Raw genomic sequence first — 14,209 nt, forward strand, 5'->3', positions numbered from 1 at the left:
CACGCCGACGTCCTGGCGGTGATTCGGGACGATTCGTAGAGCCGGGATGGCGAGCATGGGGAACCCGCGCAGGCCAGAGGTATGGCCCGCGCATCTCTCACGCTCGTCACCTCCCGGCAGTACGGTGTCCCCCATGCGCCCCGACACGCCTGCCGAAACCGTCGACCACACCGCCGAGGCGGCACGCCTGGAGCGGACCGCCGGCCTGTATCCCGAGGACGCCGAGGCCCTGCTGCTGCGCGCCGCGGCACACCTGGAACTCGCCGGCGACCGCCCCACGGCCACGGCCCTCTACGACCGTCTGCTGTCCTCCACGGACGGCCTGGAGAACCCCCACCTGGTACGGGCGCTCAAGGCGTCGAACCTCTGGGAGTACGGCCACGAGGCCGAGGCCAGGGCGATCATCGAGGGCGTCCGGGTGGCGTCCCCGAGGGACCCGGCCCCCTGGGTGATCGTCGCCGAGGCCCTGGAGTCCCACGACGAGCTGGAAGCGGCGCACGACACGTTCACGGAGGCGGTCCACCTCCTCCTGACCGACGTCCCGGAACCCCCACAGCCGACCCACCCCCTCCTCTTCGGCCGCCACAGGGTCCGCCGCATGCTGGGCAAGTCCCACGACGAGTGGGACGCGCTGGCGGACACGGTCCACTCCCTCCCGATCACCCTGGACGAACTCCACGACCCCAAGCGCGTGTGGTCCCTGGGCTCGGAAAACCCAGCGGAACTGGAAGCGGAGATCACTCGCCTCCGAGCCGAACTGGGCGCCTACCGCGAGGCCCTCTCCCGCCCCTTCCCGGTGGCGATCCTCCACTGGCCGGCAACGGAACTCTCGGAACTCCTCGAGGCGTACCCGACCCTGGCCTCGGAGTACCCGTCCCACGAGACCCACCTCGCGACCATAGAGTCCGCCCTACGAGAACTGTCCTCCTCCGGCACCCCCAACCTGGGCATCGTCACCGGCACGGTCCCGTCCTACGAGGCCTTCGCAGCGTCGGAACTCTCCTCCCCGGCGGACGCGACGCTGCTCCCCCAGTACGCGACGACACTGGCGGCCCGGGGGCGGGCAGTGGCTTGGCCGCCGCAGCAGGGGGCTGCTTGCTGGTGCGGGTCGGGGCGGGCTTACGGCCTGTGCCACGGCTCGGACGCATAGCCGGGCAGCAACGTACCGACTCAATGAAGGAAAGGCGCGGCCAGCGGTGGATACGACCCCTGAGACCCGTGCGCGGATGAGCCGGCAGAGAAGTCGGAACACCGAAGTCGAGATGGCGCTTCGCCGGGCTTTGCATGCAGCAGGGATGCGATACAGAGTGCATCGCAAACCGCTGAAAGGAGTCCGGCGAGAAGCCGACATCCTGTTCGGGCGGGCGAAAGTCGCCGTCTTCGTGGACGGGTGCTTCTGGCACGGGTGCCCGCAGCACGCAACATGGCCCAAGAGCAATGCCGAGTTCTGGCGTACGAAGATCGAGGGCAATCAGCGACGGGACAGGAACACCGACGAGCGGCTGGCCTCAGCTGGATGGTTGGCGGTACGAGTGTGGGAGCACGAGGACCCGATTGAAGCCGCGATTCGCGTTCGGGATCTGGTGGAGGCGCGCCGGGCGGCAAGCCCCCGGACGTAAAGCCACCTATGAGCTCCCATAGCCACTCCGGAGTGGGGAATGGGCGGAGCGCGGCGCGTCAGCTGGTCTGATCGTGGGCCCGAGCGTCGATGTCAGACTCTTTTTGACATCCTCTTCGAGCGTCAAAGATGCCTGTTAGCCTGGGCGCACTTTGCGAACCATCCTCGGATGGCCCCAGTGTCAGGAGGCGCGACTCACTATGCCCGAATCCCCTCCGCCCGCCGAACGCGGCGAGGCTTTCGGCCCATGGCTGGCGCGTCAGCTGCGTCGAGCCGGCATGTCGCAAACCGACTTGGCCACCCAGGTCGGCAAGACGCGTGCCGCCGTTTCCGCATGGATCAACGGCCGCGCGGAACCACGTGAGGAGACCAAAGCCCGCATCGCGGAGATCCTCGGCACCGATCTCGCCGCGATCGTGACACGCACGGTCGATGTACCGACCGGCCGGCCGGTGCGCTGGCATCACCGACCCGCGCATGCCGACGGCGGCCGCGAGTACGGGAACGCCGCCGCGTTCGCCTTTGACGCCGACCTTTCGGTACTGGCGCGCGAGGCGACGCAGAATTCACTGGACGAGCGCTACGACGACCGTTCACCGGTGCGCGTGCATTACACGCTGCACGAGTTGGACGGGCCCCATCTCGACGCCTTCCTGGGCGCCCTGCGCTGGAACGAGCTCCTGCCCCATTATGAAGAGGCCTCCCGAGGCAACCAGAAGGTTTCCCGAAGTCTCCGCTCCGCTCTGGAAGACCTTGCACAGGAGCGTCGACTGCGAATTCTGCGCATCGACGACTACAACGCGGCGGGCCTGACCGGTCCGGAATACAGCGACGGACGATTCGCCGCGGTGGTCCGTCGCCAACTCGACAGCCACAAGGTCACCGGAGGACGAGCGGGCGGCTCCTACGGCCTGGGTAAGGCCACGTTGTGGGCGACAAGCCGCTTCGGCCTTGTACTGATCAACTCGACGCTGTCGGAGCCGCATGAGGGACGCACCGCCGGCCGCGTAATCGGACGCATGGATCTCCCCTGGCACGAGGTGGACGGGGAGGCGTACGCAGGACCGGCCTGGCTGGGCGAACCGGACACCGACCCCGAACACGAGGGTGTCTCCAGGTCCTGGTGGGCCGACGATGAAACCGTGCACAGCTTGCACCTCGGTCGTTCGAGTGGCCAGCCCGGCACCTCGTTCCTGATCGTCGGCGCACACGATGCTTCGGGCGACACCGAGTCATTGCAGGAGATGCACGACAAACTCGTACGCTCGCTCGCAGACGGCTTCTGGGCGGCGATGCTCGGCGGACGGTCCGCCGGCCCGCTGCTGGAAGCACGTGTCACGACACTACGCAACGGCGAGGTCTATATTCCGGAACAACAGGTGGACCCGCACTTCCATCATCCGGCGCTCAGTCGAGCCCTCCAGGCCTACCTCGACGGGGACACAGTCGCCGAACTTACCTCCGCGGGGCAGGTGGTACGTGCCGACGTCCCCCTGATCGTCACGCCTCTCAAAGGCCAAGGTCGCCAACGCGACAAGGGCCGCGAACACCGGGCCGCACTCCTGCTCACACCCGCCGACGACAACGACGCACAGATCAACCGTGTGGTCTGCATGCGCGGCAACCGCATGACCATCACCGAGCAACGTCCGCGAGACCTGCCTCTGGGTACCCCGCCCTTCCAAGCCGTTCTGCTAGCCGGGTACGCGACCGGGCGGGACGGCGAGGACGTCGCACTCGCCGAGGCTTACCTACGCGCCTCCGAACCACCCGAACACGATCGTTGGGACAGGACCGAGGAACTGACCACTGCCTACCAACGCGGAGCACTGGCGAGGTTGAAGGAGTTCCGGTCCTCGATCGACAAGACGGTTCGCTTGCTCCTGGGCAAGCGGGAGATCGCACGCAGTGAGGGCCCTGCTGTCCTGCGCGAGCTGCTCAAGCTCGACACATCCACCGGTCCCGCCGGGCGTCGCGCCCAGTCGTTCCCCACCGTGCGGAATATCGAAGCCCGCGTCGACGACCGAGGCGCCTGGCACGTCACCGTGCATCTGCGGTTGCCGGACGCCCCAGACCCATGGGTCCTGGCTCCCGTCGCCAAGTTCGATGTGCGCTCCGGAGGCCGACCGTCCGTGGACTGGGAGTTGCTCGTCGGTTCCGAGTCGTGCCGTGCAGAGAACGGCACGGTCATTGTCGAACCCGGCGTTCGCACAGCGGTGTTCAGCGGCGTGACAGACCCGACGACTCACCCCGTCCAGGGACGCTATGCCCGATTGGCCGTAGATGTGCCCAAGGCCCGTGGAGGTGCGGCGTGAAACCGGTGTTCCCGTACCCGACTCTCCTCGGCGACGTGGGGTGTGAAGTCGTCTCGGTCAGCATCGACGGCAAGCCGCTCCCCTACACCAACGTATCGGCCACGGAACGCGTAGTGGCCCTACACCAATCGGGCCGAGCCGGTTGGGAGGAGGCCACCCTCGACCTGCGCGCCACCCTTCCGGAGGGCGAGTTGGGCGATGGTCCATGGCAAGACGTGATCTGCCTGGCGACTCTGACAGAGAAGGCGACCAACGCACGCACCACCGCACGTCTCCTCCCGGCATCCGACGGCTCCCGGACCGGCTCAATCACCCTGTCGCGTGCTCTGCACCTGCGGCGGGCAACGCTCTCCCTCCTGGTGATCGCCACCGTCGAGGGCGTCGCGGGGCGGCTTGTGGGCTCTGCCGAGCAGGACTGGTACGTCGATCTCCAGGAGGCCACGCCGGTTCGGCAGCGTGAGATCGAGATCGTGGAAATCGACTTCCGCGACGGGCCGCACGAGGGATTGCGCCCCTACAAGGATTCATCGTGGGTCGTCGAGACGTCCGGTGACATGCCGATCGTCTATCTCAACACCACAGCGGTCGAGGGCCTTATGGAGGTGCTCGGCAGTCGCGGTGGCGGTCCGACGGAAAAGGTCCTTCGGGAGATGACGGCTTCGCAGGTCGCGCAGGACGCCTGGACGGCCATGTTCCACACCGCCGTCAGCGATCTCGACACCGACGAGGACGGGACCCCTGTGATGCCGACCGGTTGGCGAGAGTCTGTGTTGCGCCAAATGCTGCCCGACATTCTGCCAGGGCGGCAGCTCACGGATGCCCTGTACGAGATCAACGAACGCCGCACGAAGGGCTTCGGCTGGTCGGAGCTGCAGACCGGCATTCAGTACGCAGCGGGCCGCCGCGCGCAGATCTCCAAGAAACTGACCACTGCGGTGCGAACCGTCGACCGTACCGAGAGGAACACCGACTGATGCCGCGCGCTGTGCCCTTCGACGTCCCGCCGTTGCTTGGCCTGCTGCCCGACGCAGCCGTGGCCAAGCACCTCAGTCGAGGCATGCAATCGGGCCAGGAAAACCCGCCCCAAGTAGCTCTTCGTAAGGCGAGCGCTCCCCTTCCCGACGACGAGACTCGGTGGCGTACCGCTCCGATCCGCGAACTCATCGGCGTGGCGATGACGCGATTCGACGACAACCGCACGGCCGCCGACGGCTGGCTCGCTCCCCGTCTGCACGCCACACTGCGAATGACGCGCGCGGAAGCCGGCGACGGGAACCTGTGGAACCACCTGGCGATGCTGGTCGCGCCCGACTACGTGGTGTGGCGACACAAGGGCGCTGAAATCGCCCAGAGCTCTCGCTTTTCCGGCCCCCATTACACGCAATGTTTCTCTCGCCTGTGGTGGGCTGCAGAGCTGTTCCGCGACGGTCCGGACTATCGCCCCGTCGAGGTCGCCTGCAGCATCCAGGACATCCTCAACACCACGCTTCGTTTGGACGTCATCGACCACCGGCCCACGGCGCAGGCATTGCTGGCCGTGTTCAAGGGCCTGATCTCATCCGGCGTCCCTCGTCCCGGCGATCACATCAACGCGCTTTCCTCAGCAGTCAACACCGCGGGCAGCACCCTCGTCTACGACGTACTTGCCCCCGACGATCCGCCCCTCATCGAAGACCTGCAGGACTGGATCACCGACGCCGCAACGGCTCCCGCCGTGCACTGGGACCGGCTTCCCGAGGGCCCCGACGACGGCCGGGTACCCCGTACCGCCATCGATGCCCTGGTTCCCTTCATCGAGAAACTCCTGGTCGAGGCACCTGTTCGTCGTCGTGGCCGCATGTCTACGCCCGAGGATGTGGGCGATTCCCCACAGCAGTCGGCGGTGCCGGCGCCACGAGAGGGGGTGAGTTTGGCGAAGGATCTCCCTTCCTGGATGACGTAGCACACACCCCCTCAAGAGACAGTATCGGGGCGAGGGCATAGCCCCAGGATCCCCGCTCTACGAATCAGACGGCTCGTCCTCACCTGTCTCGTTCTCATTGCTGCCACCCGAGGCGAGGGCCTGCATCCTCTCGTCCTCCGGGGCACGCGCATAAAGGATGTCGAAGTAGTCCTGCCACTGCCTCTTTGCCTTCTCCAGGAGACCGGCCCAGTCTGTGGCGTCCATGCCGTCTCGGCGTAGCCGGTCGAGCTTCCTCGCGAATCCCGCTGGCCGTTCCAATTTATCGGCCACCATAAGACCGGTGACCGACCTGAACTCCGAGCGTCGTACGTCGACAACGTCCCGTACCGATTCGATGTACCTCTCGAATCGGTACACATGGTCCCAATCAGCCGTCTTCCCTGGGCGCATAAATTCAAGCACAAGTAGCTGATCTCCAGACGACAGCACCAAATCTACTCGCGCCTTCCAGGCTTCCTCCTTGTCGAGGGTCTCTTTCGAGATCTCCTCCATCAAATTCGACAGACCTCGCTCGACTCGGAACGTCTCCCACTCCGGAGAAATCATCCATGGATTCTGAGCGATGTAGTCACGGACAGCATTCTCAAGTTGCTTTTCGTTGATCCGCTCCTCAAGGCCGTTGATCAAGTTGAGTTGACTGCGAACTCGCTCTGCGGCGTGAAGGGCCGTCATGACCCGTGACTTCGCCAGGATCCCGACGAGCTCTTCGGCGTCGAGCTCGGCCGCGTTTGAAAGTTCATTGATTAGTTCCCTGAGGCGGCCACCTTCCCATGCACTCAAGATTGCGTTGGCCAGATCATCGAACTGGGCGTCGGACAGGGCGGAGACTCGCGCCACAGCCGTGAGTGCACGCTGTACGATCTTGGCTTCGTACGGCTCTAGCTTGTCCAAGCGGTTCGAGAAGGGCGCCATGCGCAGGTTCATGGCGCTGACTTTGGCTTCGGCCCGTCGACCTTGCCAGATTCGCAGTAGCGACTTGGTTCGTTCCTGTCCCCAGGTGAGCAGCGGGAGGGCCTGATCGGCTTCCCAGTTGATGCGTTGCCTTTCCGTGGAGATCAAATCCTTGTCCTGATCGTCTATGTAATCAGCCTGCACACGTCCAGAAAGATAGTTGATCGCATGCTGAGCACCGAACCCTCCACTCAGATTAAAGGTGAAAGGTCGCTGCGAAAGCTTGTGATGACTGAATATCGAGATGCCGGCCAAGTCCTCCTCTTGGATCGGATCGCTATAAAAAACAAAACGCCATCGAATCTCCGCCCCATTCGAGAGCGACTCGACTCCCCAGCCATCTTCGATCTCCAATCCGGCGGGCCTCTGCTTGTCGTCATAATCCGACGGATAGTCGAACTCGATCCGCTCACTGTCCCCCTCTTCAGCGATATGGATTCCGTCGACAGTGACAGTGAAGTCCTCTGCACGCTCCAGGAGCAGAAAGCGCCGCGCCATACTGACCCTGAACTGGTCGGAATTGGGCGTCTTCTTCATGGTGAGCTGCTGCAGTCGTATTCGAGTGCCGTGCCGAGGTTTCCTCTCCTCGTCCGGCCCCGAGTACTCCAAAACTTCCACTTCCATGGGCGTGTTGTCGGCGTATTCGGCCCCCGATCCAGTCAGCTTCTCAACATCCAGCCTGAATACTGTCCGCTCACCGGTCTCCCCACTGACCGTCTCCACGTCGACAAGGTTCGCGATTCCGAAACCTGCAAACTTGCCGATACCTTTTCGGCCCATTACCGGCCGGCCACCGCTTGTCTTCTCCGCCTGTTGCTCGATACGGCGGTTATAACCGACCTTCAGGTAGCGATCCTGGCACTGGGCCAGAGTCATCCCGTCGCCATTATCACTGATGAGGATTTCGGAGCCGGCCCGAACGTTCATCGGTAGCGAGATCTCAACCTCTGTTGCATCCGCGTCCCAAGCGTTCGACACGAGTTCAGCGATGGCAGCGACAGGGGACTGATACATATCTATCCCGAGATGTTCAATCACTCTGCCGTGGAACTGAATGTGGAGCCGGGCCGTCTCAGGCGCCATGTGCGTGCCTCCCCTGTGTCGATGGGCTGGAAGTACAACGCTATAGCTAGTTGGGACGACCGGGTCGAGCAAGTCCCGTGCGGGGAGCGGTTATTCGGTGAGGCCCCTATCCAAAGCTGCCGTGGGGAAGACTGCGCGACCAGCCGCTGTGGTGAGGATCGGGGTGCCGTCTGCGGGTGGCGGGAACGCTGCAAGATGCTGCCAGGTGGCCCGGGTCTCTCGCCACAACTCGGGCAGCGCATACGCGTTGACGGCGCCGCGGGACCGGCTCTGTCCGTGATCCCGGGGACGCCATTCTCCGCTGCGGTGTCGCCGGCGACTGTTCAGGGGAGGGGAGAACTCCAGCTGTAGTCGGTGCTCCAGAACGAGGCCGCAGACGCCATACCCGAGCTCGGTGGCAGCCGTCTGTTCGGTTTCCGGGATGCTCGCCAAGAGATCGGTCCAGCGCACCACGACAACCCTGTCCCAGACTTCGGGAGGGGCGGTGTTAGCCAAGTGGTGACTCTCACCCACTGGAAGGTCCCGCAGGCGTCGGTCGGCTTCCAGCGTCTGGCCCACGTAGCCAAGCCCCACTCCAGCGAGGAACACCCCGTAAAGCGCAGGGCCGGTCGTCGCAGGTGAGCCGCCGAAGGGCATGGTCAACAACTCGCCCACCTGATGGGCGAACTGGAATCGTCGCTCCTGCCATCGCGCCAGCCGCGGTGCATCCAACATCAGTGTGCGCAGCGACAGTCGCCAAGCGTGGTACGCGTCCTCGTACTGCTGATCAGCCACAGCGGGCAGTCTGCCGCATGGGCGTAGCGACTGGCCTCGTCAAAATCGAAGCAGGTCGGCCACACGTCCGCCCCCGCGGTAGCCCTGCCCGGGAAACCGAAGCACTGCCCCTACACCGTGCTCAGGCAGCCCCTTCACGACTCCAACACAGCACCCTTTCCCAGACGTCGCTTCCGGGAGCGCCGAGACCCAGGGCTGCGCTGAGCACATGCACCCCGAACCGCGGCGGCACGGCGTTACCGATCTGCTGAGCCTGCTCGTTACCACGCCATGGGTATCGGTACGGAAAGCTCTGGAGGACTCCTGCTTCCTCGTTGCTCAAGCGCCCCAGATCCGCCTCTCGGGCATCTGCACTGACGATCCGATTGCGCTTCCACTTACCGGTGATGGTCGCCGCAGGCTCGTTCGATGCACGGCGTCCGCGGGCCTTCGGATCACCGCCACTGCCGTAGTTGGAGACGACGCAGAAAGGCATGATACGACGGGGGGCTTCATCCACCCGCTCGTACACGGCGTTGAAGGCCTCCTCCATGGAGATCCATGCACCACGACCGCCGAAGAGGGTGTCGGCGGGTGCCGTGCCCTTGCGGTACTGCTGGTGCGTCGGTTCCGGGAGACGCGCGGGCGCATCGCCATAGCGAGCCACAAGCACGGCACGCCGGCGGGTCTGAGGGACTCCGTACTGCTCCGTATGGAAGACCTTCGCTTTGGTCTTGTAGCCGACGGCGCCCAGGACCTTCTCGTACTCGTGCCAGACCTCGATGACGGCGGGGACCTGCTCCAGGACGACAACCTCGAACGGCTGAGGGCCTTCGCCACCATGGCGAGGACGGAGCATCGCCTCGAAGATCCAACGCAGCGGCTGCAGGACCAGCCCCGTGCGCTCGTCGTCGAGTTTGTCCAGTTCTCGCTGAATATCCTCCCAGGTTTCCCCCTTTTCGCCCACCTCTTCCCGCTTGTACCAGGCGTGCATGCGGTGAATGAAGCCCGTAACGAGGTCGAACGCCTTGCGGCCGGAACCGCTGCCCGCGATGGAGAACGTCTGGCACGGCGGTCCGCCGGCCAGCACGTTGCAGTCCTCGAACCCCGGGTTGTCCGGGCCGAAGAGGCGCACATCCCCATGGACTGTCGGTAGCCCCGCCGCGACTCGTGTGGCCACGGCATCGTCGTCCCACTCGATACCGATTGAGGGGATGCCCAGCACTTCGGCCGCCACATCCAGGCCTCCGGGCCCCGCAAATAGGTCAATAATGCGGAAATCCCGACGATTTGGCTGGTCGGATGGCGTGCTGGTCATGGTGGGGAAGTCTATCGGCCTGCCGGGGAGGGGGAGTCGCAACTTCATCCCCTGGTCGCACGCACCGCGCCGTCAGCCCCTGTACGCAGGACTTTCGCGATCGACTCCCCCAACGCCTGTGCGAGAGGAGGCGGAGTGGCGTTGCCCACCTGCCGATACCGGGCGGTCTTCAGGCCTGCGATGTGCCAGTCCGGTGGGAAGCCCTGCAGCAGGGCCACCTGATCGACGGTGAGCGGGACACGACCCTGCCGACCCGAGGCAGGGTTCCAGGAGAAGGCAGCGTCCGGAACCCGGTCGGCGACTGTGACGCCGTCGACGCCCATGCGTTCCCACTTCTGCTTGGCACCCGTCGGCCCCAAGTCCGCTCCACCACGATCCCAAGAACCACCGACGATGGTCGGGGCAACCACGTCCGCTTGAGCGGCCCACTTGGCGGCGTCGGGCCAGCCTCTGGCACCCATCGAGTCCTGCAGTGTCTCGCCTACGGTAGGAGCAGGCTCGGCGTTGGGCTGTGGCCACTCGAAACGATCGATCAGGTCGCCTTTGAATGCCACCAGCAGTCCGACCTCTCGGCTCTGTGGCACACCGAAGTCCTTGGCGTTCAGGACGTGCCAGCAGAACCGGTAACCGAGGTGCCTCAGTTCCTCACCGATGAGCTCGCGGATCGGTTCGTAGTCGCTCTTTGTGATCAATTCCGACACGTTCTCAAAGAGGATCGCACGTGGCTGCACGCCATAGACAAGGTCGACCGCAGCCTTGAGTACGGACAGCTCCACGTCATCCCCGCGCGTGCGTGCCACAGCCGCCGGAGACTTCACACGGGGCAGGCCGCCGGACAGCAGTTGGATGTCGTATACCTGCGGATCTTCGGCGGGATCGAAGTCGAGAAGATCTACCTCGCGCACATCCCAGTGTGGGCGATTGCTACGGAGCGTCTCACACGCGATAGGGCGGCTCTCGATCAGCAGTACAGGGTCGAACCCGGCCCGTTCGAGGCCGAGCGCGAGACCTCCCGCACCCGCGCAGACCTCAAGCGAGGTGAGCCGGCCTAATGGGTCGATGTTGCCGCGGTTGGCCGCGCCCGTCGTGCTACCCCAGGTCATGTAGTGCTGTCTCCCGTCGTCCCCATATATCGGCCGTCCTCACGCCGACGGACCGATCTGCCCAATCAGCTTCCTTGTCACGGAGTGTCGATGATCGCTTGTCCCTCCTTGGCGGAATCGATGGTCGTGAAGCGGAGGACGCGGCCGTCGGCGCGGCGGGCTGTGGCGGGAGCAACGAAGGAAAAGGCCATGACGACCTTCTCCATCGCCAGTCGGCCGTCGTCGGGGATGTCGGACCGATGCTTGACTTCGACGACGGGGTAGACTATGACGGCGCCCCTGCGAGGCGCGACCAGGCTTTCGGTGGCAGCGTCACCCGAGTCAGCGAGGCCTCCGGCGATGCGCAGTGGAACTGCGCGGTGCTTGGGTTCGCTTATGGCACCGAAGAGCGGACCCCGTCGGCGTTCGCGGCCGAACCATGCGAAGGTGCGCCCAGTCGTACCAAGCGTCAGCCGCTGACCTCGCTTGGAGTGTTGCGGTGCGATGAGGAGCCAGTCATCCACCTCTTGCGAGGCACCTGCGGTGATTGCATCGAGATACGCGAGGTTGGGTGCGAACTGGGAGGGAGCACCCCAGCGCACCTCCTGAACGATGTCGAGAAGCTCTACTGGATCGAGCCGACCTACGAGCGCATCGAACCTGTGGGTGACAGCCGCACGGCCGCCTTCGGCGGGGAAGTGGTAGGCAAGCGAAGTGACGGTGGGAGGCAGCGCTTCGAGGACGGGCGTCCACAATTGAGTGTTGTGCCGAAGATCGGCGGCCTTCGTCGGGTAGGCGGTGGGTTCCTGCCACTGCCCCGGCGAGTGGAGCTCGACGAGGCGTGCGTTGTACATCTTGTTGGGGCTTGTCGGCTTGAGCCAAGGCAAATGCTGAGAAACCAGAGGCGGCACCTGAGCCGGTGTCATTTGCGGCTTTCCGTCGACCGTGGTGGCGTACTGCTTCAATTCGGCGCGGAAGTTCTCCTCGTCCAGACAGATCGCCTCGAATGCCGCGTACAGATCGATTTCCTTGACTCCCATGGTCTCGGCCCGACCGAGGAAGAGACGTACCAGGTCTCGGTAGCCTTCGCGGAAGCCGAACCACCGACCCATCTGCATCAGGGTGGACGCGTTGCCTGCCCGACGACGGAAGTACGAGACGGTGAGCCCCTCGACGGTGAAACCGCGCGCCAGCTTCTGGCCGCCGATGAGGATTTTCCAGATGGAGCGTTTGTCGAAGTCGGCTTCGCCGGTCTCGATGTCCTTGTCGCCGTTGACCACAATGATCGGGTTGTCATCCCCACCGATCCGGTTGACGGCTGGACCCACGTAGCGGGCGAGGTCGTCATATGACGGCGGGACGGCGTAGCCGTCGGCGCGGACGGCTGACACAGGAGAGATGTCACTCTCGAAAAGGTCACGGAGGCGCTCGTGGCCGCGTGGCCCCATGTATCCGGCGTTCCACCACAACTGGGTCACCTTGCCCAGAAGTTCTCGGTGGACTTCTGTGCGGACGGATTCATGGATGAGCATGGTGTGGTGCTGGAAGTACCGATCGCCGAGGCCGCCTTGCTCCTCCCTATACAGCTTCATGGCCGCCGTGAGTACGAACATGTCCATGGCCCGCTGAAGGCAGACGTCCTCTTCTCCTGCTTCGTCGTCCACCGTGATGTTGCGGACGTGGGCGAGCTCGTTGGAGTTGGCGACGGTTCGGTGATCATCCGGGATCGGGGAGTCGAGGTCGTGGAAGTCGCGAGCTCCCATGTAGCCCTCCGGACGAGGCAGGGAGACGATGAAGTCCTTGGGAAAAATGTCCTCGGCGTCACTCGGGTCCACGAAGACGTTGGCGAACGGAGTAGCGGTGTAGCCGACGTACTGGGACCGCGGCAGCATTCGGAGCAGCTCGGAGATCTTCTGATTGATCGCGGTGCGCTCGGCATCGGGCTTGGCGAGGTCCGAAGTGTTCACGGAGGCCTCGTCCGACTCGTCATCGATGATGAGGACGGGGGTTTCTGCCAGCGGCGTCTTGATCTTCTTGAGGTCCTTCACGAGCTTGCCGAGAACCGTCTTGTTCTTTTTGACCACCATGAGCCGCGCCGATGACCGGTGAAGGTTGTGCGGGTCGTACAGGGGCAGCGCCGGCTCCCGTTTCTCGAATTCGAGCGCCGTGATCCCCTGGAGCAGACTCTTGTAATCGTCGTCCCGCGTGGTCAGGCGCACGATGTCGAACGCGCCGAGGGCGGACGGCAGGGCGCCGAACGTCACGAACTTGCCCTGGCTCCACGCGGGGTCGTCAGCGTAGTCAGATTCGTACTCGCTCGCCCCGCGCAGAATGTTCTCGCGACCCACGAGTTCCATGTCAAGGCGTCGTTGGGTCTGGGCCCGGAGCATGTTGAGAGTGCCACCGAGGACGATGATCAGTCGATAGCCCGCGTCGACCGCTTTGGCGATCACACCGCTGAAGTTGGCCGTCTTGCCTGACTGCACATACCCGACGACCAGCCCCTTCGACTGGTACGCCGCTGATTGTGTCGGATCGGCGAGGCGCTCGACCACGGCGTCAGTGGCTACGTCGAGCCCGGCGACGGCCTCCGGAGCCCATCCCTTCTGCTCCAGGTAGGAGCGGTATGACGGCCAATACCAGGGACGGCCTTGCTGCGACTGGGGTGTATACCAGGGAGTGAACTCGTCGGTGATGACGACCGGGGCTTCAACCCTGGAGACAGGAATGAGGTCGTCCAACAGCTTGCGGGTTTCTTCGGAAAGACCAAGAAGTCCGTAGATGTCTGACCGCCGTATCTCGGTACGCTCCGGACTGTCCGACCAGGTGGGGTGGGGCGCGAAGTCCCAATCCGTGAGCTTCTTGCGCCACAACTCGACCAGTTGATCCGTGGAGTGAGCTTTCTCCAACGCCTCCCGCAGGACGTCCTCGGTGGCCAGCTTCTCCGCATCCGGCGACAAGTCCTCCGCCTGGTAGACAAGCGCCCTTACCAGGTTCTTCGGGCGACTGGTGTGCATGTCCGAAAGAGCGGCGTTGTGCAGCTGCAAGAGGAGGTCGTCGGTGGAACTGATAGTCATGGTCTTCCTCAAGGTGCCGAACGGTGGCCGGATGGTGGGCGGGAATGGG

The 14,209-nt window shown here is 64.4% G+C and carries 10 protein-coding genes; 5 read left to right on the top strand and 5 right to left on the bottom strand.

Annotated elements, in window-relative coordinates; translation table 11 throughout:
• Positions 1–133 precede the first annotated feature (133 nt).
• The 5 genes from ACIBNA_RS05060 to ACIBNA_RS05080 all read left to right on the top strand — a co-directional run bounded on the left by ACIBNA_RS05060 (position 134) and on the right by ACIBNA_RS05080 (position 5,875).
• Positions 134–1,150, top strand: coding sequence for an SEC-C domain-containing protein (locus ACIBNA_RS05060; RefSeq protein WP_399163871.1), 1,017 nt, complete (start codon positions 134–136; stop codon positions 1,148–1,150).
• A gap of 112 nt (positions 1,151–1,262) precedes the next feature.
• Positions 1,263–1,619, top strand: coding sequence for a very short patch repair endonuclease (locus ACIBNA_RS05065; protein ID WP_399163930.1), 357 nt, complete (start codon positions 1,263–1,265; stop codon positions 1,617–1,619).
• A 199-nt stretch (positions 1,620–1,818) separates the two neighbouring features.
• Positions 1,819–3,933 (top strand): helix-turn-helix domain-containing protein, encoded by a 2,115-nt coding sequence (locus ACIBNA_RS05070; protein WP_399163872.1) that lies wholly within the window; start codon positions 1,819–1,821, stop codon positions 3,931–3,933.
• Positions 3,930–4,907, top strand: coding sequence for a hypothetical protein (locus ACIBNA_RS05075; protein WP_399163873.1), 978 nt, complete (start codon positions 3,930–3,932; stop codon positions 4,905–4,907). The genes ACIBNA_RS05070 and ACIBNA_RS05075 overlap by 4 nt, the downstream gene beginning before the upstream one ends.
• Positions 4,907–5,875 (top strand): DUF6339 family protein, encoded by a 969-nt coding sequence (locus ACIBNA_RS05080; RefSeq protein WP_399163874.1) that lies wholly within the window; start codon positions 4,907–4,909, stop codon positions 5,873–5,875. The genes ACIBNA_RS05075 and ACIBNA_RS05080 overlap by 1 nt, the downstream gene beginning before the upstream one ends.
• A 57-nt stretch (positions 5,876–5,932) precedes the next feature.
• Here the strand turns inward: ACIBNA_RS05080 and ACIBNA_RS05085 are convergent, their stop codons facing one another.
• The 5 genes from ACIBNA_RS05085 to ACIBNA_RS05105 form a co-directional block, all read right to left on the bottom strand.
• Entirely contained in the window at positions 5,933–7,930 is a 1,998-nt protein-coding gene (locus ACIBNA_RS05085; protein WP_399163875.1) for an ATP-binding protein, read from the bottom strand.
• Positions 7,931–8,020: 90 nt separating this feature from the next.
• Positions 8,021–8,704, bottom strand: a complete 684-nt coding sequence (locus ACIBNA_RS05090; RefSeq protein WP_399163876.1) for a hypothetical protein — start codon at positions 8,702–8,704, stop codon at positions 8,021–8,023.
• Between the two features lie 121 nt (positions 8,705–8,825).
• Positions 8,826–10,001, bottom strand: a complete 1,176-nt coding sequence (locus tag ACIBNA_RS05095) for a DNA cytosine methyltransferase (RefSeq protein WP_399163877.1) — start codon at positions 9,999–10,001, stop codon at positions 8,826–8,828.
• A gap of 44 nt (positions 10,002–10,045) precedes the next feature.
• Complete coding sequence (locus tag ACIBNA_RS05100) at positions 10,046–11,104, bottom strand: DNA cytosine methyltransferase (protein ID WP_399163878.1); 1,059 nt, start codon at positions 11,102–11,104, stop codon at positions 10,046–10,048.
• A gap of 77 nt (positions 11,105–11,181) precedes the next feature.
• Positions 11,182–14,160, bottom strand: coding sequence for a Z1 domain-containing protein (locus tag ACIBNA_RS05105; RefSeq protein ID WP_399163879.1), 2,979 nt, complete (start codon positions 14,158–14,160; stop codon positions 11,182–11,184).
• Positions 14,161–14,209 lie beyond the last annotated feature (49 nt).

Origin of the sequence: Streptomyces sp. NPDC050164 (assembly GCF_044459945.1) — a bacterium.
Lineage (GTDB): Bacteria > Actinomycetota > Actinomycetes > Streptomycetales > Streptomycetaceae > Streptomyces > Streptomyces coeruleorubidus_A.

Bases quoted from the DNA above. Each gene is read 5' to 3' on its own strand.
- ACIBNA_RS05060 (WP_399163871.1), top strand. From the start codon at position 134: ATGCGCCCCGACACGCCTGCCGAAACCGTCGACCACACCGCCGAGGCG.
- ACIBNA_RS05095 (WP_399163877.1), bottom strand. From the start codon at position 10,001: ATGACCAGCACGCCATCCGACCAGCCAAATCGTCGGGATTTCCGCATT.
- ACIBNA_RS05085 (WP_399163875.1), bottom strand. From the start codon at position 7,930: ATGGCGCCTGAGACGGCCCGGCTCCACATTCAGTTCCACGGCAGAGTG.
- ACIBNA_RS05100 (WP_399163878.1), bottom strand. From the start codon at position 11,104: ATGACCTGGGGTAGCACGACGGGCGCGGCCAACCGCGGCAACATCGAC.
- ACIBNA_RS05065 (WP_399163930.1), top strand. From the start codon at position 1,263: ATGGCGCTTCGCCGGGCTTTGCATGCAGCAGGGATGCGATACAGAGTG.
- ACIBNA_RS05080 (WP_399163874.1), top strand. From the start codon at position 4,907: ATGCCGCGCGCTGTGCCCTTCGACGTCCCGCCGTTGCTTGGCCTGCTG.
- ACIBNA_RS05105 (WP_399163879.1), bottom strand. From the start codon at position 14,160: ATGACTATCAGTTCCACCGACGACCTCCTCTTGCAGCTGCACAACGCC.
- ACIBNA_RS05070 (WP_399163872.1), top strand. From the start codon at position 1,819: ATGCCCGAATCCCCTCCGCCCGCCGAACGCGGCGAGGCTTTCGGCCCA.